A 24,475-nucleotide genomic window follows, 5' to 3' on the forward strand; every position below is an offset into this window, starting at 1 on the left:
ATGCGCGCGTTCGCGCATCCGCACCGCCGCCGCACCTGGCGCGGGGGCGGCGGGTGAGCGGGGCCCGGGGGCGCAGCGGCGGGCCCGGGTCAGGCGGTCGTGAGGCCGTAGGGGACCGTGCGGGTGCCGGTGACCCGGCCCCACTGGTGGGTGCCGTGCTCCCAGTGCCACCACTCCTGCTCGTTGACGACGAAGCCCGCCGTCACCATGACGTGGGCGAGGAGGCGCCGCGCGTCGCGGGTGGCGGGGTCCGCGCCGGGGACCTCGAGCGCCGTCGGGGCCGCGTCGGGCGTGAAGGCGTCGAAGTCGGTGCCGAGCGCGAGCGGCAGCCCGCGCCAGGCGAGCGTGAGGTCCACCGTGCCGCCGGTCGTGTGGGGCGGCGCAACCGGTCCGTCCGGGTCGGCCACGAAGCCGGTCACGGGCCCCCCGTGCGCCCGCTCGTAGAAGGCGACGAGCTCCCGCTGCAGCGCCTGGGGCCGCCAGGCGTCCAGGACGCACAGGGACCAGCCGGGAGGCAGCGACCGGTCGGCGGCCCGCAGCCGCGCGACGACGTCGGCCCGCAGCCGCGGCTCGGCGGGCACGGACGGCAGGTGGAGGTGGGCGTACACGCCGAAGGTCGCGAGCGCGGGGCGCACCGGCACGAGCGGCGTGCGGTCGTCGGCGACCACGACGTCGTCGGCGCCCAGCACCGGCACGGGCGCGGCGACGGCCGGCAGCCCGGTGGGGACCACCGCGTCGGGCGGGACGGGGGCGAGCCAGCTCACGTCGTCACCCGCGTGGTCCACTCGAAGTGCACCCCCGAACCCGGCCACACCAGCGACTCGGGCGGCGCCTGGAAGACGTACCGCTGCAGGATCTTCGTCGACTCCTTCGCGGTGTCGCCGAGGCTTCGTCCGGGTGCGTGCGCGAGGAACGGCTGGGCCTCGAGCTGCAGCGACGGGTCCTGCGTGTAGAGGGTGAACGCCACGCGCGTCGCGCCGGCGCAGAAGTAGCGCGGGAAGAGCACGGGGAACGTCGTCGTCGCGGGGTCGAGCGGGAAGTCGAACGAGATCTCGACCATGACGTGCTCGTCGCGCCGGTCCTCGGGGGCGAGCGTGGCCTCCCAGCGCACCAGGTCGGGGATCGGCTCCCCGTGGGCCACCACGAGCGGCACGGACCGGCCGCCGACGTTGAGGGTGACGCGGCAGTGCTCGAGCACCGCCTCGCGCCAGGTGTCCCGGTCCACGCCGGGCAGCGGCACGAGCTCGCGCAGGATGCAGCCGGCGAGCTGGAACTCGTTGTGCAGGGCCGACGACGTCCGGGCGGCGCTCACCCAGACCACGCCGTCGGCGCCGACCGGCAGCACCCGCCGGGAGCGCAGCCGCGTGGTCACGAAGGTCGTGGGCACCGCGAGGGCGCCCACGGTGACCTCGCGCCCGGGATGGACGCCGATGTCGTACGCGAGGTCCCACACGACCGAGCGGCGCTCGTGGCCGGCGGCCAGCAACGGTTCGACCGCCTCCGACCAGACCACCTGCGACCACTTGCGTGAGCCCTCGTCGCCGTCCAGTGACGCGTCGAGCACGGCCCGGTGCAGCCCGCGGACCTTGGGCAGCGGGACGAGGCCACGGATGCGGTCGGGGTCGAGGTCCCACAGCGAGGCACTGAGCTCGGGCAGGAAGATCGCGCCCGCGGCGACACCGGCGACGATGAGGACGAACTCCTGCAGCTGGGGCCAGTCGCCGCGGGCGTCCAGGGCCACGTAGATCGCGAAGCAGACGACCACGATGACCCACGCGCGGCGCGCCGCCGCCCGGACCAGGTGGTTCCACAGCATCACTGCCCGGGCGCGCAGGCGCATGGCTACTCCACCTCTCGACGGCCGCGCGCGGCACGCGGCCGCCGCGATTCTCCCGTCCCCGGCGAGCCACGTGATCATCGGCGCGCCGGTGGGCCCGCGCCGCCCCTCTGCCCCGCCCGGCAGCCGGCGCCCTCGCCCGTACCGGCAGGCACGCCACCCCCGCGGCTCACTCGCGCGGATCCGTGCATCTGCGCGGATGGAGGGGTTCCTTACGCGGCCAGGTGCACGGATGCGCGCGTTCGAGCATCCGCACGCCGGGGCGCCGGGGTGGTGGGTGGTGGGGTGGTGGTGCCAGGGGGTGGGCGCGGGCCCGGTGGCGCCGGGCGCGGGCCCGGTGGTGCCGGGCGCGGGGGCCGGGGTGCCTGGGCGAGAGGGGGCCGTCAGCGCTCCGTGAGGACCGACCAGCCGTGGGGCGGGACCGTGACGCGCGCGTCGCCGGTCAGGTTCCCGCTGCCGGCCTCGACGGACGTGGCTCCGGGGACGTCGAGCGTGGCGGCGTCGTCGGCGAGGTTGAGCGCGACCACCAGCGCCTCCCCGCCGGCGGCCACCCGGTAGACCAGGTGCTCGTTCGTCGTCGTCAGGAGCGTCGCGGGAGCGGTGTGCAGCCACGGGTGCCGGCGCCGCAGCGCGATGAGCTCGCGGTGCAGCGCGAGGACGTGCGCCGCCTCCCCCTCCACGGGCCCGGGGCGGTCGGGGAACTCCGGGCGCACGGCGTCGTCGCCGCCCGCGCGGTCCTCCTTGACGCCGCGCATCCCCAGCTCGTCGCCCGCGTAGACGGTGGGCGTGCCGCCGAGCGTGAACAGCAGCACGACGGCGTGGGCCAGGTGCCGCTCGTCCGTGAGCCGGCTGGCGATGCGCGTGACGTCGTGGTTGCCGACGAAGGTCAGGGGGACGAAGTGCTCGAGGAACCCGTTGTGCCGCTGCAGGGACCACGCGAGCTCGTGGAAGTTCGTGTCGTTGAGCGAGCTCCAGATCGCCTTCCACAGCTCGTACTGCGTCACGGCGTCGAACCCGGCGCGCTCGACCGCCTCGACGTAGTCGCCGTGCAGCACCTCCCCGAAGACGTAGGCGTCCGGGTGCCGCTCGCGCACCCGCGGCAGCACCCTGGCCCAGAACGACGCCGGCACGGCGTAGGCCGCGTCGAGCCGCCACCCGTCGACCCCCCGTGAGAGCCAGTGATCCATCACCGCGACCACATGGTCGACGACGACGTCGGCGTCGTGGTCGAGCGCGACCAGCGCGTGGTGGCCCTCGAAGTCGACGTACTGCGGCTCCGTGCCCGGGCCGGCGCCGTCGGGCCAGTGCAGGCGGAACCAGGCGTCCGACGGCCCGCCCGGTCCGTCGCGCAGCACGTCCTGGAACGCCGGGAAGCCGCGGCCCACGTGGTTGAAGACGCCGTCGAGCGTCACGCGCAGGCCGCGGGCCCGGGCGGCGTCGACGAGCGCCACCAGGTCGGCCTCCGTGCCGAGCCGCGGGTCGACCCGGAAGTGGTCGACGGTGTCGTAGCCGTGCGTCTGCGACGCGAACACCGGTCCCAGGGCGATCCCCGAGAGGCCGAGCTCGACGACGTGGTCCAGCCACGCGGCGATGCGGCCCAGGCGCGGGACGGGCGGGGCGTCGTCGGGCAGCGCCGTGGGCTCGGCGCCGACGAAGCCCAGCGGGTAGACGTGCCACCACAGGGCGTGGTCGACCCATGCGGGGCCGGTTCGCGTGGTCATCATGACGACCGTACCCGTGCCCGGTCGCGACGGCAGCGCCGCCGGAATACCCCAGGGGGGTACCGTGTTGGAGCGGACGAGACCCGGGAGGACGCCATGGCCGGCTACAGCGGCAGCAAGGACGAGTACCTCAAGCGGCTGCGCCGCATCGAGGGCCAGGTGCGCGGCATCGCGCGCATGGTCGACGAGGACGAGTACTGCATCGACATCCTCACCCAGGTCTCGGCCGTCACCAAGGCCCTCCAGGCCGTGAGCCTGGGCCTGGTCGAGGACCACCTCGGGCACTGCGTGGTCCACGCGGCGCGCGAGTCGGACGAGGCCGGCGAGGCCAAGGTCCGCGAGGCGGCCGACGCGATCGCCCGCCTCGTCCGCAGCTGACGACCCCCGCACCGGCGGCACCGCCGGGCAGGAAGAACCCACGAAGGAGCACCCCATGAGCACCACCACCACGATCGGCGTCCAGGGCATGACCTGCGGCCACTGCGTCAGCGCGGTCGACGAGGAGCTGCGGACCCTCCCGGGCGTGACCGACGTCGCGGTCGAGCTGGTCTCCGGTGGCACGTCGCAGGTGACGATCACCTCCGACGCCGCCCCGTCGGACGACGCCGTCGCGGCCGCCGTGGCCGAGGCCGGCTACGCCGTCGCACCGCCGCGCTCGCTGCTCTGAGCACGCGGCACCCGATCTCCACCCACCCCTCGTCAGGACGTGATGGCATGACCACCCCGCTCGAGCAGACGGCGACACCCATCGCCACGGTCGACCTCGCGGTCGAGGGGATGACGTGCGCGTCCTGCGTGGCCCGCGTCGAGAAGAAGATCAACCGGGTCGAGGGCGCGACGGCGACCGTCAACCTCGCCACGGAGACCGCCCACGTCGAGCTCACCGACGACGTCGACAGCGCGACCCTGGTCAAGGCCGTCGAGAGCGCGGGCTACACGGCCCGCGTACTGCGCCGCAGCGCCCCCGCCCGCCAGGCCCCGGGCGGAGGGTTGGGACCACATGACGGTCACAACCCTCCGTCGCACGACGGGGCTGGGCACGGGGTCGAGCACGCGCTGTCGGGCCACGCCATGGGCGAGGGCCACGCGATGGGCGAGGACGCCGACATGTCCGCGCCGACGCCGGACCGAGGCGCCGACCTGCGACGGCGGCTCGTCGTGGCCGCCCTGCTCACGACGCCGGTCGTGCTGCTGTCGATGGTGCCCTCCCTGCAGTTCCCCGCCTGGCAGTGGGTCGTCACAGCCCTCGCCCTGCCGGTGGTGACGTGGGCGGCCTGGCCGTTCCACCGCGCCGCCGCGCGGGCCGCCCGCCACGGCGCGTCCACGATGGACACGCTCGTGTCCCTCGGGGTGATCGCCGCGACCGGGTGGTCGCTGTGGGCCGTGACGCTGGGCGGCGCGGGCGAGATCGGCATGCACATGGAGCCGACGTTCCCGCCGCGCGCGTCCGCCGGGCACGCCGGCACCCCCGAGCTGTACTTCGAGGTCGCCGCGGTGGTGACGACCTTCCTGCTCGCCGGGCGCTACGCCGAGCACCGCTCGCGCCGCCGCGCCGGTGACGCGCTGCGCACCCTGCTCTCCATGGGCGTCGCGGACGTCGAGCTCGTGCGCCGTGGCGACGACGCGACCTCCCGCCGCATCCCCGTCGCCGACCTGCGCGTGGGGGACGTCTTCGCGGTCCGCCCGGGCGAGAAGGTCGCCACCGACGGCGTCGTGGTGAGCGGGACCAGCGCCGTGGACGCGTCGCTCCTCACGGGCGAGCCCGTCCCCGTCGACGTCGGCCCCGGGGACCCGGTGACCGGCGCGACCGTCAACGCCGAGGGCTACCTCGAGGTCCGAGCGACGCGCGTGGGCGAGGAGACGGTGCTCGCCCAGATCGGACGGCTCGTCACGCAGGCGCAGACCGGCAAGGCGCGCGTGCAGCGCCTCGCCGACCGCATCTCGGCGGTCTTCGTGCCCGTCGTGATCGTCATCGCGATCGGCGTGCTCGCCGCCTGGCTGCTGTCGGGCGCCGGAGCGCAAGCCGCCTTCACCGCCGCGGTCGCGGTCCTGATCATCGCGTGCCCGTGCGCCCTGGGCCTCGCGACGCCGACCGCGCTGCTCGTCGGCACCGGCCGCGGCGCCCAGCTCGGCGTGCTCATCAAGGGCCCGGAGATCCTCGAGCAGACCCGTCGCGTCGACACCGTCGTGCTCGACAAGACGGGCACGGTGACGGCGGGCCGGATGGAGCTGGTCGACGTGGTCACGGACGAGGACCCGGGCGAGGTGCTGCGGGTCGCCGGCGCCGTCGAGTCCCGCTCGGAGCACCCGGTCGCCCGCGCGATCGCGGCCGCCGCAGCGGTGCCCGCGGCGGACGACGCCCGCGGCGCGGACGGCGTGGTCATCGGCTCCGACGAGGTGACCGAGTTCGCCAACGTCCCCGGACGCGGTGTCGTCGGCGTCGTGCGCACGGCCCACAGCGGGCTCGACCTGGCGCGGCGCGTCCTCGTCGGCCGACCCGGGTGGCTGCGCGAGAACGGCGTCGACACGAGCGGCCTCGACGAGCGCTTCACGGCCGCCGAGACGGGCGGCGCCACGGCCGTCATGGCGGCGTGGAACGGCGTCGCGCGCGGCGTGCTGGTGCTGCGCGACCCGGTGAAGCCGACGTCGGCCCGGGCGATCGCCGAGCTGCGCGACCTGGGCCTGCGGCCCGTGCTCCTCACCGGCGACAACGCGGGCGCGGCGCGGACCGTCGCGGCCGAGGTGGGCATCGACGAGGTCGTCGCCGAGGTCCTGCCGGCGGACAAGGTCGAGGTCGTCCGCCGGCTGCAGGCCGAGGGCCGCGTCGTCGCGATGGTCGGCGACGGCGTCAACGACGCCGCGGCCCTCGCGCAGGCCGACCTGGGCCTGGCGATGGGCACGGGCACCGACGTCGCGATCCAGGCCGCCGACATCACGCTCGTGCGCGGTGACCTGCGCGCCGCCGGCGACGCCGTACGCCTGTCCCGGCGGACCCTGCGGATCATCAAGCAGAACCTGTTCTGGGCCTTCGCCTACAACGTCGCGGCCATCCCGCTGGCGGCGCTGGGCCTGCTCAACCCGATGATCGCGGGCGCGACGATGGCCTTCAGCTCCGTGCTGGTGGTGACCAACTCGCTGCGCCTGCGCCGGGCGCCGTGAGGCGGGGCCCCGTCAGCGGAAGCGGCGGCCCTCGTCGCGGCGGTACGCCCACAGCGCGAAGGCCGTGAACAGCACGCCCCAGCCCACGAGCACCGGCAGCGCGGCGGGGTACGCCTCGGCACCCGTGAGGGTCTGCACCAGCAGGTCGCGGCCCGCGCGGCTCGGCAGGGCCTGGGAGATCGAGTCCAGCCAGCCGGGGAAGATCTCTGGCGGCATGAAGAGCCCGCCGGCGAAGGCGATCGGGAACAGCACGACCTGGACGACGGCGAGCGCGGCCTTCGCGCTCGTCGAGTAGCCGATGCCCAGGCCCAGGCCGAGGAACGGCAGCGCCACGCCGACGATGACGAGCACCGCGAGGGCGAAGCGCCCCGGTGTGACGCTGGCCTCGGTGAAGAGCCACGCGATGAGGACGAGCGGCACCAGGCCCAGGAGCGCGAAGAACCCGCCGGTGAGCATCCGGCCGAGCATGCGCGGCGCGGGGCCGGCCGGCAGGGTCCGCACGTACGGGTCGAAGGGCTGCGCGCGGTCCTCCGCGGCGCCCGCGCCGAACGTGAACAGGCACGTCGACATCACGGCGAACATCGCGAGCTGCCCGACGGCCGCGGTCGCGGCCACGGGGTTGCTCGCGATGGCCTCCTGCGGCACGACGAAGAAGAACATCGCGAGCGCGGGGAACAGCATGTTGCCGATGACGGCGACCGGGATCCGCAGCGTCTCGAGCACCTGGTAGCGCGTGTGCAGACCCGCCAGGCGCAGGGTCGTGGCCAGCGGCGTGCTCATGCGAGGACCTCCGGGATGGTGGTGGGCGCAGCCGGGCCGGCGGCGGTGAGCGCGAGGAACGCCTCCTCGAGCGAGGCCCCGCGCACCTCGAGCCCGTGGAACGGCAGGCGGGCGAGGGCGCGGACGAGCGCGTCCGCGTCGGCGGCGAGCACCTCGAAGCGGTCGCCGTCGCGCACGACGTCGTGCACCCCGGGGAGCGCCCGCACCGCCGCCTCGTCGGCGCCCGGCAGGCTCACGGTGACCCGGCGCAGGGACACGCGGTCGAGCACCGCCGCGAGCGTGTCGTCGACGAGCACGCGGCCCTGCCCGATGACGACGACGCGCTGGGCCAGGGCCTCGATCTCCTCGAGGTAGTGGCTCGTCACCACGACCGTCGCGCCGTCCGCGTGGTAGTCGCGCAGGGCCTGCCACAGCAGGTGTCGGGCCTCGACGTCGAGCCCGGTGGTGGGCTCGTCGAGCAGCACCAGGCGCGGGCGCCCGACCAGCGCGAGGGCGACGGCGAGGCGGCGCTTCTGGCCGCCGGAGAGGCCGCCGGTCTGCCGGCGCACGAGGTCGGTGAGGCCGAAGCGCTCGAGCACCTCGCCGCGCGGCATCGGGTCGGGGTAGTGGCCCGCGACGAAGTCGGTGACCTCGCCGACCGTGAGCGTCGGCGGCAGGCCCGTCTCCTGCGGTGTGGTGCCGAGGCCGACGCGGTTCGCCGGGTCGCGCGGGTCGCCCCCGAAGAGCCGCACGGTCCCCGCGTCCGGGCGGCGCAGACCGGTGACGAGGCTGAGCAGCGTGGTCTTGCCGGCGCCGTTGGGCCCGAGCAGGCCCACGAGCTCGCCGGCGCGCACGGTGACGGACACGTCGTCGAGCGCGACGGTGCTGGCGAACCGCCGGGTGACGCCGCGGACCTCGACGGGGGGCACGGGCTCGCCGGGTGCGGCGTGCGCGGGTGCAGGTGCGGCGTGCCCGGGGGCGCCGCGGCGGTCGGTGGTCATCGGTCCTCCGTGGTCGTGGGCGTGCCGGCGGCCGCGGCCGGCGGGGTGAGCAGGGCCTGGAGCCCGGCGACGTACTCGTCGAACGCGCGCCGGCCCGCGGCGGTCGCCTCGACCTGGGTCGAGGGGACGCGCCCCTGGTGGCCCTTGGTGACGGTCACGTAACCGGCGTCCTCGAGCCGCCGCAGGTGCGTCGAGAGGTTGCCGGCCGTGATGTCGAGCAGGCCCTGCAGGCGCGGGAAGGTGAGGCGGTCGCCCGGCGGCAGCGCCGTCAGGGTCGTCATGATCCGCAGCCGGGCCTGGCTGTGGATGACGGGGTCGAGGTCCGGCGTCATGCCCGGACCTCCGGCACCCCCGGCTGCAGCCGGGTCCTACGGGCCCGCCGCACGGCATCGGTCCCCGCGGCGACGAGCATCCCGCCGCCGCCCGCGACGGCCATGACCCCGAGCATGTGGGGGTGGCCCACGAACGCCGCGACCACCGTCACCGCGCCGATCACCGCGCCGAGCGCGAACTGGGTGCGGTCGCCCCACAGGGCGCCGCCCGCCATGTACAGGGCGGCCACCACGAGGCAGGGCACGAGCGTCATGACGATCGTGACGATCACGCCGTCGGCCCCGGCCCGCTGGAGCGCCGCCGAGAGGGCGAACACGGCCGCGAAGGCGACGAACCACGTCATGCCGTACATCGCTCCCTGCACCGCCGAGGTGCCCTCGATGCCGCGGGTGCGCGCCACGAGGTGCCACGTCGTGACGCCACCGGCCGCGACCAGCAGGCCGACGAAGCCCGCGAGCGCGACTCCCACACCGATCGAGGCGATGCCGGACTCGGCGAGCCACAGCAGCCCGAAGCCGAGCAGCCACGCCGCGCCCCACGCGCCGAACAGGACGCGGGCGTCGACGTCCGTGGCCGAGCGCACCCGCTCGCGCTGCTCGGCCACGATGCGGGCGACGGCGGCCGGGTCGAGCGGCGCCGCATCGTCGTCGTCCGCCATGCCGGGACCTGCCTGGGTCATCGCCACTCCCTCGCCGGTCGGCACCGTCGGGGGTGCCGAGTACTTTGCGGTGCAAACTCGTTTGCCGAGCATCTCCCATCGGGGTGCCGACGTCAACAGCCCGTCCACCGGCGGCGGAGCAGCGCGCCGGAGGGAGGCTCTGCCGGCCCCGCTGTCGTAGGTTGACGAGATGCCCACGCCCGCCGCGTCCGGAGACGGCAGCGGCGCGCGCACCCAGGGCCCGGACGCCGAGCCGTCGCGCCGGCGGCTCACCGCCGAGATCTGGATCGTCCTCGGCCTCTCGCTCGGCCAGTCCGGCGTCTACGCGCTGCTGCGGCTGTGGGACCGGTACACGCGCGAGGTGCCCCTCGCGCAGCAGTCGACGACGCTGAACGCGACGCAGTCCGACCGACCCTGGCTGGACCTCGCGTACCAGCTCGCGAACATCGCGTTCGCCCTCGTGCCGGTCGCGCTCGCGCTGTACCTCCTCTCCGCCTCCGGTCGCGGGGTGCTGCACCGGATCGGCCTGGACCGCTCCCGGCCGTGGCGGGACCTGGGCGTGGGCCTCGGCCTGGCGGCCGTCGTCGGCCTGCCCGGGCTGGGGCTGTACCTGGTGAGCCGCGCGCTGGGGCTGACGGTCCAGATCAACGCCTCGGGCCTCGAACCGCACTGGTGGGCCGTGCCGGTGCTGGTGCTCTCGGCGCTCCAGAACGCCCTGCTCGAGGAGGTCGTCGCGGTCGCGTACCTGATCGAGCGCCTGCGGGCGCTGCGCTGGAGCGTGCCGGCGATGATCGTCGCGAGCTCGCTGCTGCGCGGCAGCTACCACCTGTACCAGGGGCCGGGCATGGCCGCGGGCAACGTCGTCATGGGCGTCCTCTTCGCCGCCTACTACCTGCGGACCCGCCGCGTGATGCCGCTGGTCGTCGCACACACCGCGCTCGACGTCGTCTCGTTCGTCGGCTTCGCCGTGCTGCCCGACGAGTGGCTCGAGGCCCTCGGCGTCAGCTGACCGCCGGCACCCGCGCGACGAGCGCCTCGATCCCGTCCGTGCTCCCTCGTCCGCCGGGACGCGGTCAGGAGCGACCGAGGCGGCTCCCGCCGTGCTTCTTGTGGACCGCCTGGCGGCTCACCCCCAGCAGCGTGGCGATGCCGGCCCAGGAGACGCCGCGCAGGCGCGCCCGGCGCACCTGGACCGCCTCCTGGCGCTCGATCTCGGCGCGCAGCGCGCGCAACGCCGCGAGCGCGGAGACGGGGTCGTCCCCCTCCGCCTGTCCCACGAGGGTCCGCATGGTCTGCTCCTCCGTCACGGTCCAGGTCCTTCCCCTCGGCCTCGTGTCAATCGTCGTTGACACTGGGTGGAGTGTCAACCCTGGATGACACGCCGTTCACGACGTCGACCGCCCGCGACGTGGCGCCGCTGCCCCGGCGACACCCGGACCTAGACTCACCACCATGTCGAGTGCGCCACCCGAGGGCCTGACGGCCCCCGGTGGAGGGGGGACGCCGCGCGCCACCCGGCCCCAGCGGGTCGGTGGCCGCCTCGGGCGCGCCCCGGACGCGGGCGCCGGAGCGGGCGTCGAGATCCTCGACGCGCCCGCCGCACGCGTCCACCACCCCGCCGACCTGGTCGGCGTCGTGCTGTGCGCGCTCGGCATCGCGCTCGTCGTCGTCATCGCGGTCTACGCCCGCGGCACCACCAGCGGCGTGACCGAGGACGTGCAGGACTTCGAGTCGCTCGTGCAGCGGATCCTCGTCGTCCCCGTCGCCGTCCTCGAGGGTCTCGTCACCACGCTCGTGCCCCTCGCCGTGCTGGCCGAGCTCATCTGGCGGCGCCTGGTCCGCTACTCGATCGAGGCAATCGTCGCCGCCGTGCTCGCGGCGCTCGCGGCGCTGGGCGCCGCCTGGCTCATCACCACCTTCGGGCTGCCCGAGCTGCGGTCCAGCTTCAGCGTGTGGTCCGGCGGCGAGCGCTCGGTGGTCATCCCCGGGACGCTGTCCGGCGTGGCCGCGCTGCTCACGGTCGCGGGCGCCCGCGGGCGGCGCAAGACGGTCGGCTGGTCGTGGAACTTCCTGTGGCTCGGGCTCGGCGTCGCGCTGATCAGCGGCGTGCTCACGCTGCCCGCGGCGCTCATGACGGTGCTGGTGGGCCGGATCGTGGGGCTGGGCGTGCGGTACCTGTCCGGCGTGCAGAGCGAGCGCGCGTACGGCGACGCGCTGGTCGCGGGCATCCGTCGCGCCGGCTTCGAGCCCGCCCGACTCGTGCGCGTGCAGGACGTCACCACCGAGGACCGGCACGAGGTCGGCATCGACACCGCCGCCGACCCCGACGCCGACCTCGCCGCCCTCGCGATCGCACGCCACGGCGACAACCGCGTCTACGCGATGACGACGACGGACGGCGAGCGGCTCGACGTCGTCGTGCTCGACGGCGACCGGCAGGTCGTCGGCATCCTCGTGCGCTTCTGGCGCTCGCTGCGGCTGCGCGGGCTGGACGGACGCACCGTGGTCTCGCTGCGTCAGGCCGCCGAGCGCGCGGCGCTGCTCGCGTACGCCGCGTGGTCCGCGGGCGTGCGGACGCCGCGCCTGCTCGCGCTCGCCGAGTCCGAGGACTCGATGCTGCTGGTGCAGCAGCACGCCTTCGGCGCGGTCCCCGTGCGCGACCTGCCCTCCGAGGCCCTGACCGACGGCGTGCTCGACGCCGTCTGGGACCAGCTGCGCACGGCCCACCAGGCGGGCCTCGCGCACCGCGCGCTGACGTCCGACGTCGTGCTGGTCGACGTCGAGCCGCCGTTCGTGCCGGGGTCGCCGCCCGCCCCGGATGGCACGCCGGCGCCGGTCGACACCAGCGGCCCCGTCGTCCTGCTCACCGGCTGGGAGTCGGGCGACGTCGCCTCCTCCGACCTGGCGCAGCGGCTCGACATCGCCCAGATGCTCGCCGTGCTGGCGCTGCGGGTCGGCGCGCAGCGCGCCGTCGCGTCGGCCGCGCGCGTGCTCACGGACGAGGACCTGGCGAGCATCGGGCCGCTGCTGCAGATCATCGCGATGCCCCGCACCACGCGGGAGGAGGCGCACGCTCGCAAGGGCGTGTTCGCCGAGGTGCGCGAGGCGCTGCTCGCGCAGCTGCCCGAGGCCGACGTCGAGCCGCAGCGGCTCATCCGGTTCGGTGCACGCACTGTGCTCATGCTCGCGCTCGGCATCACCGCCGCGGTCCTCATCATCACGCGCCTCAACTTCGCCGAGATCTCGCGGGCGCTGACGAGCGCCGAGCCGTGGTGGGCGGCGGTCTCCTTCGGCCTGGGCATGGTGACGTTCGTCGGGTCCGCGATGGCCCTGGTCGCGTTCTCGCCGGTGAAGCTGCCCATGTGGCGTGCCACGCTCGTCCAGGTCGCGGGCTCGTTCGTGGCGCTCGTGGCCCCGGCCGGTGTCGGTCCGGCCGCCCTGAACCTGCGCATGCTCACGCGGCGCGGGGTGACCAACACGCTCGCCGTCGCCTCCGTCGGGCTGGTGCAGGTGTCGCAGTTCATCACCACGCTGCTGCTCCTGCTGGTGCTCTCGCTGGCGAGCGGGCGGCCGATGGAGCTGCCCTCGCGGACCGTCGTGGTCTACGCCGTGATCGTCGTGGTCGCGCTGGGCGCCTCGATGCTCGTGCCGGCGCTGCGGCGGTGGGTCGCGTCCAAGACGCTCCCGCTGTGGCGCCAGACGTGGCCGCGCCTCGTCCAGCTCATCGGCCAGCCCAAGCGGTTCGCCGTCGCGATCATCGGCAACCTGATCATGACCGTCGGGTACCTGGGCGCCTTCCAGGCCAGCCTGGCGGCCTTCGGCGAGGCGCTCCCGCTCATCGACCTCGCGCTGATCTACCTCATCGGCAACACGGCCGGTGCGCTCGTGCCGACGCCCGGCGGTCTCGGCGCGATCGAGTCCGCGCTGACCATCGGCCTCATCAACGGCGGCGTCCCGGGCGCGATCGCGGCGTCGGTCGTCGTGCTGTTCCGCGCGCTGACCTACTGGGCCCGGATCCCCTTCGGGTGGCTGGCGATGCGCACGCTCCAGCGCACCGGCGAGCTCTGAGCGCCGGGACGCCCGGAGCGGGCCTCACTCCGGGGCGGGGCCGCTCGTCAGCTTGAGGCCCACGACGCAGCCGATGAGCCCGAGGATGAGCAGGACGCGCAGGACCGACGTCGGCTCCTCGCCCGTGATCATGGCGTAGGCGACGGTCAGGCCCGCTCCGGTCGCGACCCAGATCGCGTACGACGTCCCCACGGGCAGCGCCGTCATGGCCCACGCGAGGCCGCCCATGCTCAGCACCAGGGCGACGAGGAAGACGATCGTCGGCCCCGTCCGGGTGAAGCCCTCCGACCGCCCGAGGGCCGTGGCCCAGACCGCCTCGAACACCCCGGACACGACGAGGACGACCCAGTGCACGGCACCTCCGTTGGTCGCCGTCGTGTCCGTCCGGGTACGGCGCCGCTCGTCCGGTGGCCCCGTGCGGGGCCGTCCCGATCGTCCCACATCTCAGTCGCGAGACGGATCCGGACCGCCCACGGGGCCTCCTAGGGTCTACCGCGTGACCGAGCTCGTGAACGCCTCCCGCCTCGAGGTCGGCTGGACGGACCATCCCGTCTGCGCTCCCGTCGACCTGCGCCTGGCAGGCGGTGAGGTGCTGGCGCTCGTCGGGCCCAACGGGACGGGCAAGTCCACGGTGCTGCGCGCGGTGCTCGGCCTGCTCGAGCCGCTCGCCGGCGAGCTGCGTGTGCTGGGCGAGGAGGTCGACGAGCGGCGCGCGGAGTTCCGGGCCGCCGTCGCCGCGGTCCTGGACGACGACGCCTGGTTCCCCGGTCTCACGGTGCGCGAGCACCTCCTGCTCACGGCGGCCGGTCACGGCGTGACCAGCACGACGACCGCCGTGGACGCGGTGCTCGACGTGTTCGGCATCGGGGACGTCCAGGACGCGATCCCGACCGCGCTGTCCTCGGGGCAGCGTCGCCGCCTCCTGCTCGCCGCGGCCTTCGTCCGGCCGCGGCGGCTGCTCGTGCTCGACGAACCGGAGGCGCGGCTGGACACCTCGATGCGGCGTCGCCTGGCGGACCTCCTGGCCGCCGAGGCCGCGAGCGGCACCGGCGTGCTGCTCGCCACGCACGACCCCGTCCTGCTGACGTCGCTGGGGGCCGACGCCGTGCTGATCGGTGACGAGCGGTGCCGACGGGTCCCGGCGGACGAGGCGGTCGCGGTCATGGCGGAGCTGTGAGCGTGCTGCCGCCGCTCGTCCGGGGCGAGGTGCCGCCCGGCACCAGGATCCGGCGGCTCACGGAGCAGATCGAGGGCGCACGGACGGGCCGCGGGCTCGGCGGGGTGGTCGCCGACCTCTGGTACGCCGTCACCGTCACGGCGGCGCTCGCGGCGGTGGCGTACGGGACGGCGGAGGTCGTGCGCGAGGTCGCGGTGCGGCGCACACCCGAAGGGCTCGCGATCGGCGAGGCGGGTGTGGTGCTCGTCGTCCTCGCGGTCGCGGGCGGGATGCTCGCCCTCGGGGCACGGCTCGGTCCCGTCGCACTCGGCGGCGGGGCCGCCGGGTGGTGGCTGCCGATGCCCGTGGACCGGCGTGGTCTGCTGCGGCCCTCCGTGCTGCGGTGGCCGGCGCTCGGGCTCGCCGTCGGCGCCGTCGCGGCACCCCTGGCCGCCCTCTGCTTCGGGATGCCCGGCACGCTCGGCGCGGTGCTCGGGTGGGCCGGACTGGGCGGCGGCGTCACCGCGCTGGTGGCGGCCGGCGCGGCGCTGGTGCAGCAGGCGCCCCGGGCCGCCCGCACGCGCGCCCGCACGGGAGCCGGCCCGGCAGTCGGCGCCGGAGCCGGCCCCGGCGGCCGCGAGCACCTGCGCCGCGAGCAGGCCCTGGCCGCGACCGGCGACGCGCTCGTGGCGGTCGCGGTCGCGGGCATCGCCGTCCTGCTCGCGACCGGCGGCTGGGAGGGCTGGCACCTGCACCGCGGCGGATGGGTCGCGGCGCCGCTCCTCCTCGCCGCCGGCGCGCTCACGCTGCTCGCCGACCGCGGGTCCGAGCGGCTCGACGGCGCCGGGCTGCGCCGCCTCGGTGCGCTCGGCGAGCGCGCGCAGGTCGCGGTCCTCGCGCTCGACATGCGCGAGCTCGGTCGCGCCCTGACCGCCGTGGACACGCGGGACCGGCGGCGGCCCTGGCGGCTGCGCGCGCGCGGCCCCATGTCGGCGGTCGCCGTCGCCGACCTCACGCTGCTGCTGCGCACGCCGCGCGCGCTGGTGCAGGTCGTGCTGCTGGCGCTGATCGCCGTCGTGACGGCGCGCTCGGCGCTCGTAGGGCCGGGGATCGTGCTCTACCCGGTGCTGGTGCTGACGGGGTTCTGGGCCGCCAACGCGGCGGCCCAGGGCGCCCGCCACGCGGAGCTCGTCCCCGCGCTGGACCGCACGCTGCCGCTCTCGGCGCGCTGGGCGCGGGTCGCCCACGGCGTCGCACCCCTGACGGCGGCGGCCGTGTGGTCGGCGGCCGCCGTGGCGACGGTGCCGGGCCTGGGCCCCGTGGCGCCCGCGTGGGCGCTGGTGCTCGCGGCGGCTGCGGTGCGGGCCGCCTACCGTCCGCCGCCCAAGTACCGCATGCCCGCGGTCAGCACCCCGATGGGCGGCGTGCCGCCCACGACCGGGATGACGCAGGGCGTCGACGTCGTGCTCGTCGGCACCCTGCCGACGGCGCTGGCGCTCTACGTCGGCGTCACGACGCCGATCCTGGTCGCGGTGCAGTGGGGCGTGGCGCTCGCGCTCGTCGCGGCGCTGGTCGCCGCCTCGGGCCGCCGCCCCAAGCCCTGACCGCGCGCCGGCACCACCCCGCCCCGCCCCGGCCCGCCACCCGGCCCGCGCGAGTCCGTGCGCCCGTCGGTGCTGGTGGGACGGGTGGGGCTCAGGTGAGCACCAGCGGCCCCACCCGCCCCATCGGTCACCCAGGGCGCACGGAAGCGCCGGGGCGCCGAGCCACGCGGTCGCGTCGGCCGGGTCAGCGGGGCCAGGCGGTCGCGATCGCCTCGAGGCTCGCGATGCGGCGGTCGCGGTCGATCGACGGCGTGACCAGGACCAGCTCGTCCACCTGGGCACGCTGCTGCAGGTCGCGCAGCCGGTCGACCACGACGTCGGCCGGGCCCGTCACCATCCGCTGGTCGGGCCCCTCGACGAGCCGGCGCGACGCGAACGCGCTAGATGCCGCGTACGTGCGCACGTCCTCCGGACGCAGCGGCTCGCGGATGTTGCGGGCCAGGTTCTGCATGGTCAGGGACCAGCCGGCCTCGAACTCGCCGATCGCCTGCTCGTCGTCGCTCGCGAACGCCAGGACCGACATCGCGGACCACGGCCCGGCACCGTCCGGCCCGGGGCGGAACTCCGCGCGGTAGCGGCGCAGCGCGTCGATCGCCAGGTCGGGGCTCATGTGGTGCGCGAACACCGTGCGCAGCCCGTTGATCGCGGCGAACTGCGGGCCGTACGGGCTCGAGCCCAGGACGAACACCGGTGGCTTCTCGTCCACCACGGGCGCCGCCACGAGGCGCCCGTAGGGGTGCCCCTCGGGGAACCCGTCGCCGAGGAAGGCGAGGAGCTCGGCGACCTGTCCGGGGAACTCGGAGCCGACGTCGACCTGCGCGCCGCGGCGCAGCACGTGCGCGGTCAGGGGGTCCGTCCCCGGCGCGCGGCCGAGGCCCAGGTCGATCCGGCCGGGGTAGAGCCCGAGCAGGGTGCGGAAGGTCTCCGCGACCTTGAAGGGCGCGTGGTTGGGCAGCATGATCCCGGCCGCACCCACGCGCAGCGTCGTCGTGCGTGCCGCGACGGCAGCGACCAGGATCTCCGGCGCGCTGCACGCGAGGGTCTGCATGTTGTGGTGCTCCGAGACCCAGTAGCGCCGGAGCCCGGCGGCCTCGACCGCCTGCGCGACGCGGATCGCGCCCTGCAGCGCGTCGTGCGCGCTCTCGCCGTGCTCGATCCCGACGAAGTCGAGGACCGCGAGCGGGAGGGTCCCGGTGGCGCCCGGGGAGGGCTGGGGCGTCGCGCCGTCGGCGGCGTCGGGGGCGGGTGCTGCGGCGGGGGTCGGGTGGCTCACGTGGGGGCAACCCGAGGGGGCAGGTGCGGCATTCCGCCGCACCGACCCCTTGTCGCTGCGCTCCGTCAGCAGTAACTTACGGTTCGTGGCCACTTACGGATCCGTCCTCGAGGCGCTCGCCGACCCGACGCGGCGCGCGGTGCTCGAGCAGGTCGCGGCGGCGCCCCGTCCGGTGGGGGAGCTCGCCGCGTCGTTGCCCGTGAGCCGCCCGGCCGTCTCGCAGCACCTGAGGGTGCTCAAGGAGGCCGGGCTCGTCCACGACCACGCGCGGGGCACGCGCCGCATCTACGAGCTCGACACCGCCGGCGTCGCCGCCCTCCGCGAGTACCTCGACCGGTTCTGGACGCGGCGGCTGGCTGCGTTCGCCGACTTCGTGGAGTCCGGCGCCACGCCCGGACCCGCTGGCACGCCCGGTGCCAACCCCGGCGCACCACCCCAGGAGAGGACGACGCGATGACCGTCGACAAGCACGTGGCGGCCGAGGTCGCCGTCGCCCCGATCGTGGCGCAGGTGCGGGTGAGCGCGCCGCCGGCCACGGTCTTCGAGGCGTTCACGGCGAGGATGGAGCGGTGGTGGGACCCCGGTCACTCCATCGGGGCGCAGCCGTTCACCCGCATCGGCCTGGAGCCGGAGGTGGGCGGCCGCTGGTACGAGCGCGACGCGGCGGGGGTCGAGTGCGACTGGGGCCGCGTCCTCGCGTGGGAGCCGCCGAGCCGCGTCCTGCTGACCTGGCAGATCGGCGCGGACTGGACGTACGACCCCGCGCTCGTGACGCAGGTCGAGGTCACGTTCACGCCCGCCGACGGCGGCGGCACGCTGGTGCGCCTCGAGCACCGCGGGCTCGAGTCCTACGGGGCGGCGGCGGCAGAGATGTCCGCGACCTACGGCTCCGCCCACGGCTGGGCCGGTCTGCTCGAGCGCCTCGGCGCCCGGCTCGGCGCCTGAGCGCCGGCCCCTGAGCGCCGGCTCCCGTCAGCGGGGCCGCGCCTGCGCGTCGTCGAGCCGGACCTGCGCGGGCTCCAGGCTCGTCACGGTGGTGAGCAGGAAGGCCGAGTCCTCGACCGCCACGACGCCGTGCCGCTCGTGCGTGAGGCGCGCGAGCTGGCCGGCGGCGATCTCGTCCACCTCCATGCCGGTGACGCGCACGCGCCCGGCGAGCACGAAGACGCTCGCCGCCGGCGGGGAGTTGTGCTCGGCCAGCTCGGACCCCGCGGTGAGGGCGATGACCGTCTGACGCAGGACGCCGTCGTGCAGCACGAGCTCGGCGCTGCGGCCGTGCGGCGAGGCGTGCGCGGCCGCGAGGTGCGAGCGCGTGAGGTCGGCGAGGTCGGGAAGGTCGGTCAGGTGCGGCACGGGTTCCTCCATCGTCGTCCGGTGCCCCATGGTCCCGTCCCGAGGCTCCGAGGGCGAGCGGACGTCAGCGGCGCGGCCACGACCACGGCGGCCCGTCGAGCCTGCCCTGCCCGACGACGGTCGTCGCGCCCTCCGCGCGCTCCAGCTCGAGGAGCAGGGCCTCGCCCCGCAGCGCGCGCACCAGGTCACCCGAGTGGGTCACGAGCACGACCTGGGACCGGGTCGCGGCCTCGACCACGAGCGCCGCGAGCGCCGGCATCAGGCTGGGGTGCAGGCTCGCCTCCGGCTCGTTGAGGACCAGGAGCCCGGGCGGGCGCGGGGAGAGCAGCGCGGCCGCGAGGAGGAGGTAGCGCAGCGTGCCGTCCGACAGCTCGGCCGCACCGAGCGGACGACGCAGGCCGGGCTGGTGCAGCGCCAGGCGGCAGGCTCCCTCGCCGTCCTCCACGATCTCCAGCCGCGCCCCGTCGAAGGCGTTCTCGACCGCGGCGTCCAGGACCGCACCGACCCCCACGCGCTGGATCGTGAGCAGGGCGGCGGCGAGGTCCTCGCCGCCCGCACCGAGCACGGGCGTGTAGGTGGCGACCGCCGGACGCCGGGCCCCGGCCCCGGGGTCGGTCCGGAAGTGGTCGTAGAACCGCCAGCGCCGCGCCTGCTCGCGGACCGCGTAGAGCTCGGGCGTCTGCGTCGGGTCGGCGAGCGCGGACATGAGCGACTCGTGGTCGCCCAACCGCCAGTCCGCGGTCCGCCACGAGCCGTCGTCGGACCGGGTGCGCACGCGCGGGCCGTGGCGGTCGGCGACCAGCGTCGCGGGGCGCAGCACCGGGCCGGACCAGACCGCCTCGACCTTGATCTCGGGGTCCTGCTCGAACGGGCTGACGCCGGGCTGGGGGAGCCCGAGGTCGATCGCGTACGACAGGTCGTCGCTGGAGAAGCCGAGGCGCATCGCGACAGCCGCCCGGTCGCGCGGACCGGCGTGCAGGGCCGAGCGCATCCCGCCCTCCTGCGCGAGCGTCGAGATGGCACCCTCGCGCGCGAGGTCGGCGAGCAGGCGCAGCGCCCGGTAGAAGCTGGTCTTGCCGCTCCCGTTGGGGCCCGTCACGACGGTGAGGGTCTCGAGCGCCGTGGTGACCTCGCGCAGCGAGCGGTAGTTCTCGATGGCCACGGTCCGGATCATGGTCCGCACGCTAGCCGCGCCCGCCGACAGCCGCGTCAGTGCTGAGGCGCCTCCTCGACCGGGCGCTCGTCCGCGTGGGCGACGTGCCGCAGCTCGCGCCAGATCAGGACGACGAAGACCGCCGACCCGACGAACGCGAACCAGAACGGCGCCGTGACGCCCCACTCACGCGCCACGAGCCCGCCGATCGCGGAGCCGACGACGAGCCCGCCGTAGCTGCCCATGAGGTTGACGCTCCCGACCCGGCCCTGCAGGGCGGTGGGCACGGCGCGCTGGCGCACCGTGACCGACGTCGTGCCCCAGACGAACGCGTGCAGGCCGAAGACGAAGAAGACCACCATCGCGACGGGCGCGCTGGTCGTCAGGGCCAGGGCCAGGTGCGTGAGCGTCTCGATCACCAGGCCGATCCGCATGAGGTCGCCGAGGCTGACGCGGCGGGTGATCCAGCCGTACGCGGTGGTGCCGAGCAGGCCCCCGATCGCCATCACCGTGGTGATGAGGCCGAAGCCGATGTCGGTCAGGCCCAGGCGCTCGGTCGCGTACAGGACGAGCACGGACCACGCCGCGCCGAAGGTCACGTTGAACACGGTGATGGTCAGCGCCAGGGTCCGCACCGCCGCGTGATTGCGGACCCAGCGGAAGCCCTCCACGACGTCGTGCCGCAGCCTGGTCCTGGCGGCCGGGCGGGGGTGGGCGGGCTTCGCCATGCGCGAGACGAGCACGGCGCCGAGGGCCACGAGCGCCGCCTGCGCGCCGAAGGGCACCACCGACCCGAGCGCGAACAGCGCCGCCCCCAGCGGCGGCCCGGCCAGCTGGTTGACCGTGATCAGGCCGGTCTGGAGGCGGGCGTTGGCGACGGCGAGGTCGTCGCGCGCGACGAGCATCGGCAGCAGCGTCTGGGCGCTGTTGTCGGCGAACACCTCGGCCGTGCCGAGCAGGAACAGGGCCGCGAGCACGAGCGCGACGGAGACGACGTCGGTCGCCAGGGCGAGGCAGAGCAGCGCGAGCACGCCCGCACGCACCAGGTCGACGACGACGACGATCCGCTGCCGGTCGAGGCGGTCGGACAGCGCGCCGGCCCACACGGCGAAGAGCAGCGGGGGCAGCCACTGGAACGTCGCGGCCGACGCGACGAGCAGGGGGTCCCGGGTCATCGACGCGACCAGGAGCGGGCCCGCCGCGAGCGCGATGCCGTCGCCCAGGTTCGAGACCCACGACGACGCCAGCAGCCAGCGGAACCCGGTGCCGAGGCGCGCGGGGACGACGGCTTCCACGAGGCGGCTCACGAGCCGACGAGCCTACCCGCGCGCCTGGGACGTTGGGCCCCCGGACCTAGGACCTGACTTTGAACCGGTGAAAGCCTGGGAGAGTACTCACCGGAGGGCGGAAGTCGCCCCCTGAGGGACCCGGACGCGAACTCCGACCCCTCATCCCCTGGGAAAGGTCAGTCATGTCCAGCACCGTCTCCACCAAGCCCGTCCGCCTCATCGGCCTCATCTCCATGATCGCTGGTGTCGTCCTCATCATCGCCGGCGCGACCGTGTGGACCATGGTCCGCAGCCAGCTCCTCGAGGAGAACATCACCGTCGCCGAGGACGCCGAGATGTTCGGTGGCAAGACCGTCGACGGCCCCCTGGACGCGTACTTCCAGGCCGACATCATCAACCAGCACGCGCTGCACTCCTCCGAGGGCAAGACCTACGCGGAGCTCGACAAGGAGGACCCGGTCCGCGCCACGATGATGAACGCGTCCTTCCTGCGCAGCTCGCTCTTCACCTCGGTGATCGCCTTCGGTGTCTCGGCCTTCGCCGGTGGCATGGGCGTCATGTTCCTCCTCATCGGCTACGCGCTCCGTTCGCTGGTCCCGGCCGGTGCCGCGATCACCCGCAAGGACGCGGCCGCCGCGACCGTCTGACCTCACCGTCTGACCCGTACCGGCTCGGCCGGTACCCAGCACGAAGGCCCCGCACCGATCGGTGCGGGGCCTTCGTGCGTCCGAGGTCGGGCGACGCCGCCCGCGGCCAGATCGGGTCCCTGGTCGGACATGTACCCTTGTGGTTACGTACCAACGCGGTTACGCTCGCCCCATGGATGCCGTCCTGCAAGCGCTCGCCGACCCGAGTCGGCGCACCGTCCTGGAGATCCTCCGGGACCACGAGGCCACCGCCGGCGAGCTCGCCGAGGCCCTGCCCATCGCCCGGCCCGGCGTCTCACGGCACCTGCGGGTGCTGCGGGAGGCGGGTCTGGTGGAGGCGCGGCAGGAGGCGCAGCGGCGCATCTACCGGCTGCGGCCCGAGGCCCTCGTCGAGGTCGACGAGTGGCTCGAGGACTACCGCGCGCTGTGGGGCAACCGCCTCGACGCGCTCCACACCGAGATCGCCCGAGGGAAGAAGGCCCGGCCATGAACCGTCCCGCGACGATGCGCGCACTCGACCCGACGACCGGAGCGATCCGGGTCGAGGACGTCTACGACACCGACATCGACGACCTGTGGGAGGCGTGCACGACGCCCGACCGGCTCGCGCGGTGGATCGCCCAGGTCTCCGGTGACCTGAGGGTGGGGGGCACCGTCGAGATGGTGTTCACCAGCACGTGGACCGGGCCGGCGCGGATCGAGGTCTGCGACGCGCCGCATCACCTCCTCCTGACCAGCCCGCTGCCCGACGGCGACGGGCAGACCCAGACCGAGGTGTGGCTGGAGGCCGAGGGCGACCGGACCCGGCTGGTCGTCGAGGAGCGCGGGCTGCCGCTCGACGAGCTGCACGTCCACGCCGCTGGCTGGCAGGCCCACCTCGAGGACCTGGGTCGCTCGCTCCACCTCGGCGGGCCCGCGCACCCCGACGGCTGGTCAGCCACCCGGCCCGCCGCGGGGTGGGAGCGCCGGTGGACCGAGCTGGCACCCGTGTACGAGGCCACGGGCGTGTCGTGACCTCCGACCTCGTCCCGCTGCACGACGCCTGGCATGGCGCGCCCGGACGGGCGACGCCCGGCTTCCGCGCGGTCCTGCTCGACTGGCGCGGCACGCTCGCGGTGGCGCCGACCACCGCGTGGCTCGCGCGGACGGCGCTCCGGGCACTGGGCCGCGACGCGTCGCCCGGAGCGGTCGAGAGCGTGGTCCGGAGGCTGCGTGCCGCCGACGCCTCACGCGTGGACTCCTCGGAGATCGACACCGACGTCGACGAGCACCAGGCCGCGTACCTGGAGTGGTTCGCCGCCGCGGGCCTGGACGACGAGCTGGCGGACGCGCTGTACGCCGCCGAGTCCGACCCGAGCCTCAACCCCTTCGCCGTCGACGTCGGCGAGCTCCTGCGCACGCTCGCGACGGCGGGGGTGAAGCTGGGCGTCGTCAGCGACATCCACGTCGACCTGCGCCCGGTCTTCGCGCAGCAGCCCGCCGGCGACGGCACGACGTGGGCCGACCTGGTCGACGTCTGGGCGCTGTCGTACGAGCTCGGTGCCGCCAAGCCGGACCCGGTCATCTTCCGGTACGCGCTCGACCGGCTGGCCCTGCCGCCGCAGGACGTCCTGATGGTCGGCGACCGCGGCGCGTGGGACGGCGCCGCGGCCGCGATCGGGATCACCACGCTGGTGCTCCCGCCCCTCACGACCGTCGGCGAGGCGCGCCTGCACCGGGTGCTCGACCTCGTGCTCCCCGGCCGGTAGCGCACGCTCACGCCGTCGTCGTCGCGCCGAGGTCGATGCTCGTCTCGTCGGCGGCCGCCGCAGACGGCCGTGCGGCGACGTGGGCGGCGATCGCCCACCCCCAGGACAGCGGGAGGAGGGCGCTGCCCTGCGTCGTGACGGTGGTGATGGCCACCATGAGGGGCGCGAAGAGCAGCACCAGGATCGCGGTGACCCTGGGGCGGAAGCCGTGCCGGAGCAGGACGATCCCGAACCAGCTCCCCGACACGCCGATGACCGCGACGGCGCCGACACCGAGGAGGAAGGCGGCGTCCATCCACGGGGTGAAGTAGGCGCCGATGACGGACACCGCCATGACGACGTAGGCGCCGAGGGTGACCCGCCAGAGCACGCGCTCCACCCCGACGGGCGCTCGGCGCCGGTACACGAGGTAGGCGGCCGCGATGAACGCCACGACGACCGGGGCCCAGAGCTTCCCGTACATGACGTAGACGGTCCACGGGTCCCCCCACTCCAGGAGCGGGCGCAGCGCACGCAGCGCAGGCTCGGCCCAGGCGGCGAAGAGGGGCGACTCGACGAGGTCGCCCGGGTGCGAGCGAGCGCGCGCCACGGCGTGCAGCTGACCCGCGACGGTGGCGACGATCGCCATGAGCCATGCGAACCGGCTGATCCACCGGGCGTGCTGTGCCGTGATCTCCATGGCGTGCTCCTCTGCTGGGCGCGGCCCCGGTCGGGGC

General features: G+C 75.2%; 27 protein-coding genes and 1 riboswitch. Of the genes, 13 read left to right on the top strand and 14 right to left on the bottom strand.

Features of this window, described 5'->3' with window-relative positions; all coding sequences use genetic code 11:
- Positions 1-89: 89 nt before the first annotated feature.
- The 3 genes from H2O74_RS16105 to H2O74_RS16115 all read right to left on the bottom strand — a co-directional run bounded on the left by H2O74_RS16105 (position 90) and on the right by H2O74_RS16115 (position 3,558).
- Positions 90-764 carry a M15 family metallopeptidase gene (locus H2O74_RS16105; protein WP_182112498.1) on the bottom strand — a complete coding sequence of 225 codons (675 nt, stop codon included), beginning with the start codon at positions 762-764 and terminating at the stop codon, positions 90-92.
- Positions 761-1,840: a hypothetical protein gene (locus H2O74_RS16110; protein ID WP_182112499.1), complete on the bottom strand. Its 1,080-nt coding sequence runs from the start codon at positions 1,838-1,840 to the stop codon at positions 761-763. Before H2O74_RS16110 ends, H2O74_RS16105 begins: the two co-directional genes overlap by 4 nt.
- A gap of 380 nt (positions 1,841-2,220) precedes the next feature.
- On the bottom strand, positions 2,221-3,558 hold the full coding sequence (locus H2O74_RS16115) for an alpha-amylase family glycosyl hydrolase (protein WP_182112500.1): 1,338 nt from the start codon (positions 3,556-3,558) through the stop codon (positions 2,221-2,223).
- 96 nt (positions 3,559-3,654) lie between these two features.
- Here H2O74_RS16115 and H2O74_RS16120 point away from each other — a divergent pair, with 96 nt between their 5' ends.
- The 3 genes from H2O74_RS16120 to H2O74_RS16130 are packed head-to-tail and all read left to right on the top strand — an operon-like array spanning position 3,655 to position 6,717.
- Positions 3,655-3,936 carry a metal-sensitive transcriptional regulator gene (locus H2O74_RS16120; protein ID WP_182112501.1) on the top strand — a complete coding sequence of 94 codons (282 nt, stop codon included), beginning with the start codon at positions 3,655-3,657 and terminating at the stop codon, positions 3,934-3,936.
- A 55-nt stretch (positions 3,937-3,991) separates the two neighbouring features.
- Positions 3,992-4,225, top strand: a complete 234-nt coding sequence (locus H2O74_RS16125; RefSeq protein WP_182112502.1) for a heavy-metal-associated domain-containing protein — start codon at positions 3,992-3,994, stop codon at positions 4,223-4,225.
- Between the two features lie 47 nt (positions 4,226-4,272).
- Positions 4,273-6,717, top strand: a complete 2,445-nt coding sequence (locus tag H2O74_RS16130) for a cation-translocating P-type ATPase (RefSeq protein WP_182112503.1) — start codon at positions 4,273-4,275, stop codon at positions 6,715-6,717.
- A 12-nt stretch (positions 6,718-6,729) separates the two neighbouring features.
- Here the strand turns inward: H2O74_RS16130 and H2O74_RS16135 are convergent, their stop codons facing one another.
- The 4 genes from H2O74_RS16135 to H2O74_RS16150 are packed head-to-tail and all read right to left on the bottom strand — an operon-like array spanning position 6,730 to position 9,489.
- Positions 6,730-7,497: an ABC transporter permease gene (locus H2O74_RS16135; protein ID WP_182112504.1), complete on the bottom strand. Its 768-nt coding sequence runs from the start codon at positions 7,495-7,497 to the stop codon at positions 6,730-6,732.
- Entirely contained in the window at positions 7,494-8,477 is a 984-nt protein-coding gene (locus tag H2O74_RS16140) for an ABC transporter ATP-binding protein (RefSeq protein ID WP_182112505.1), read from the bottom strand. The genes H2O74_RS16135 and H2O74_RS16140 overlap by 4 nt, the downstream gene beginning before the upstream one ends.
- Entirely contained in the window at positions 8,474-8,809 is a 336-nt protein-coding gene (locus H2O74_RS16145) for a transcriptional regulator (protein ID WP_182112506.1), read from the bottom strand. The genes H2O74_RS16140 and H2O74_RS16145 overlap by 4 nt, the downstream gene beginning before the upstream one ends.
- Complete coding sequence (locus tag H2O74_RS16150; RefSeq protein ID WP_182112507.1) at positions 8,806-9,489, bottom strand: hypothetical protein; 684 nt, start codon at positions 9,487-9,489, stop codon at positions 8,806-8,808. The genes H2O74_RS16145 and H2O74_RS16150 overlap by 4 nt, the downstream gene beginning before the upstream one ends.
- A 169-nt stretch (positions 9,490-9,658) precedes the next feature.
- Between H2O74_RS16150 and H2O74_RS16155 the strand changes: the two genes are divergently transcribed.
- Entirely contained in the window at positions 9,659-10,477 is an 819-nt protein-coding gene (locus tag H2O74_RS16155) for a CPBP family intramembrane glutamic endopeptidase (RefSeq protein WP_182112508.1), read from the top strand.
- Between the two features lie 64 nt (positions 10,478-10,541).
- Here the strand turns inward: H2O74_RS16155 and H2O74_RS16160 are convergent, their stop codons facing one another.
- Positions 10,542-10,775, bottom strand: a complete 234-nt coding sequence (locus tag H2O74_RS16160; protein ID WP_309232689.1) for a hypothetical protein — start codon at positions 10,773-10,775, stop codon at positions 10,542-10,544.
- 145 nt (positions 10,776-10,920) lie between these two features.
- Between H2O74_RS16160 and H2O74_RS16165 the strand changes: the two genes are divergently transcribed.
- Positions 10,921-13,536: a lysylphosphatidylglycerol synthase transmembrane domain-containing protein gene (locus H2O74_RS16165; RefSeq protein ID WP_182112509.1), complete on the top strand. Its 2,616-nt coding sequence runs from the start codon at positions 10,921-10,923 to the stop codon at positions 13,534-13,536.
- Between the two features lie 24 nt (positions 13,537-13,560).
- Here H2O74_RS16165 and H2O74_RS16170 read toward each other — a convergent pair whose 3' ends face one another.
- A complete protein-coding gene (locus H2O74_RS16170; RefSeq protein WP_182112510.1) occupies positions 13,561-13,890 on the bottom strand; it encodes a multidrug efflux SMR transporter in 330 nt (109 codons plus the stop codon).
- Between the two features lie 11 nt (positions 13,891-13,901).
- A riboswitch (guanidine-III (ykkC-III) riboswitch) is annotated at positions 13,902-13,965 on the bottom strand.
- A 67-nt stretch (positions 13,966-14,032) separates the two neighbouring features.
- On the opposite strand from H2O74_RS16170, the gene H2O74_RS16175 reads away from it, so the two are divergent.
- Together H2O74_RS16175 and H2O74_RS16180 are read left to right on the top strand one after the other, a co-directional pair.
- Positions 14,033-14,713 carry an ABC transporter ATP-binding protein gene (locus H2O74_RS16175; RefSeq protein ID WP_182112511.1) on the top strand — a complete coding sequence of 227 codons (681 nt, stop codon included), beginning with the start codon at positions 14,033-14,035 and terminating at the stop codon, positions 14,711-14,713.
- Entirely contained in the window at positions 14,710-16,296 is a 1,587-nt protein-coding gene (locus tag H2O74_RS16180) for a DUF6297 family protein (protein ID WP_182112512.1), read from the top strand. The genes H2O74_RS16175 and H2O74_RS16180 overlap by 4 nt, the downstream gene beginning before the upstream one ends.
- A 184-nt stretch (positions 16,297-16,480) precedes the next feature.
- On the opposite strand, the gene H2O74_RS16185 is transcribed toward H2O74_RS16180, so the two are convergent.
- Entirely contained in the window at positions 16,481-17,569 is a 1,089-nt protein-coding gene (locus H2O74_RS16185; RefSeq protein ID WP_182112513.1) for an LLM class flavin-dependent oxidoreductase, read from the bottom strand.
- Between the two features lie 85 nt (positions 17,570-17,654).
- On the opposite strand from H2O74_RS16185, the gene H2O74_RS16190 reads away from it, so the two are divergent.
- A complete protein-coding gene (locus H2O74_RS16190; protein WP_182112514.1) occupies positions 17,655-18,026 on the top strand; it encodes a helix-turn-helix transcriptional regulator in 372 nt (123 codons plus the stop codon).
- Positions 18,023-18,514, top strand: coding sequence for an SRPBCC family protein (locus H2O74_RS16195; protein WP_182112515.1), 492 nt, complete (start codon positions 18,023-18,025; stop codon positions 18,512-18,514). Before H2O74_RS16190 ends, H2O74_RS16195 begins: the two co-directional genes overlap by 4 nt.
- 27 nt (positions 18,515-18,541) lie before the next feature.
- On the opposite strand, the gene H2O74_RS16200 is transcribed toward H2O74_RS16195, so the two are convergent.
- The 3 genes from H2O74_RS16200 to H2O74_RS16210 form a co-directional block, all read right to left on the bottom strand.
- Positions 18,542-18,922, bottom strand: a complete 381-nt coding sequence (locus tag H2O74_RS16200; protein ID WP_255491687.1) for a cupin — start codon at positions 18,920-18,922, stop codon at positions 18,542-18,544.
- Between the two features lie 64 nt (positions 18,923-18,986).
- Positions 18,987-20,096, bottom strand: coding sequence for an AAA family ATPase (locus tag H2O74_RS16205; RefSeq protein WP_182112516.1), 1,110 nt, complete (start codon positions 20,094-20,096; stop codon positions 18,987-18,989).
- Positions 20,097-20,131: 35 nt separating this feature from the next.
- Positions 20,132-21,382 carry an MFS transporter gene (locus tag H2O74_RS16210; RefSeq protein WP_182112517.1) on the bottom strand — a complete coding sequence of 417 codons (1,251 nt, stop codon included), beginning with the start codon at positions 21,380-21,382 and terminating at the stop codon, positions 20,132-20,134.
- Between the two features lie 164 nt (positions 21,383-21,546).
- On the opposite strand from H2O74_RS16210, the gene H2O74_RS16215 reads away from it, so the two are divergent.
- The 4 genes from H2O74_RS16215 to H2O74_RS16230 all read left to right on the top strand — a co-directional run bounded on the left by H2O74_RS16215 (position 21,547) and on the right by H2O74_RS16230 (position 23,759).
- Complete coding sequence (locus H2O74_RS16215; protein ID WP_182112518.1) at positions 21,547-22,011, top strand: aromatic ring-opening dioxygenase LigA; 465 nt, start codon at positions 21,547-21,549, stop codon at positions 22,009-22,011.
- A 172-nt stretch (positions 22,012-22,183) separates the two neighbouring features.
- The gene (locus tag H2O74_RS16220; RefSeq protein ID WP_182112519.1) at positions 22,184-22,501 is read left to right on the top strand and encodes a helix-turn-helix transcriptional regulator; all 318 of its coding nucleotides are present in this window, start codon (positions 22,184-22,186) and stop codon (positions 22,499-22,501) included.
- Positions 22,498-23,025 carry an SRPBCC domain-containing protein gene (locus H2O74_RS16225; RefSeq protein WP_182112520.1) on the top strand — a complete coding sequence of 176 codons (528 nt, stop codon included), beginning with the start codon at positions 22,498-22,500 and terminating at the stop codon, positions 23,023-23,025. Before H2O74_RS16220 ends, H2O74_RS16225 begins: the two co-directional genes overlap by 4 nt.
- The gene (locus tag H2O74_RS16230; protein WP_220457985.1) at positions 23,022-23,759 is read left to right on the top strand and encodes an HAD family hydrolase; all 738 of its coding nucleotides are present in this window, start codon (positions 23,022-23,024) and stop codon (positions 23,757-23,759) included. The genes H2O74_RS16225 and H2O74_RS16230 overlap by 4 nt, the downstream gene beginning before the upstream one ends.
- 7 nt (positions 23,760-23,766) lie before the next feature.
- Here H2O74_RS16230 and H2O74_RS16235 read toward each other — a convergent pair whose 3' ends face one another.
- Complete coding sequence (locus H2O74_RS16235) at positions 23,767-24,438, bottom strand: hypothetical protein (RefSeq protein ID WP_182112521.1); 672 nt, start codon at positions 24,436-24,438, stop codon at positions 23,767-23,769.
- Positions 24,439-24,475: the final 37 nt, after the last annotated feature.

Source organism: Actinotalea sp. JY-7876, from assembly GCF_014042015.1.
Classification (GTDB): domain Bacteria; phylum Actinomycetota; class Actinomycetes; order Actinomycetales; family Cellulomonadaceae; genus Actinotalea.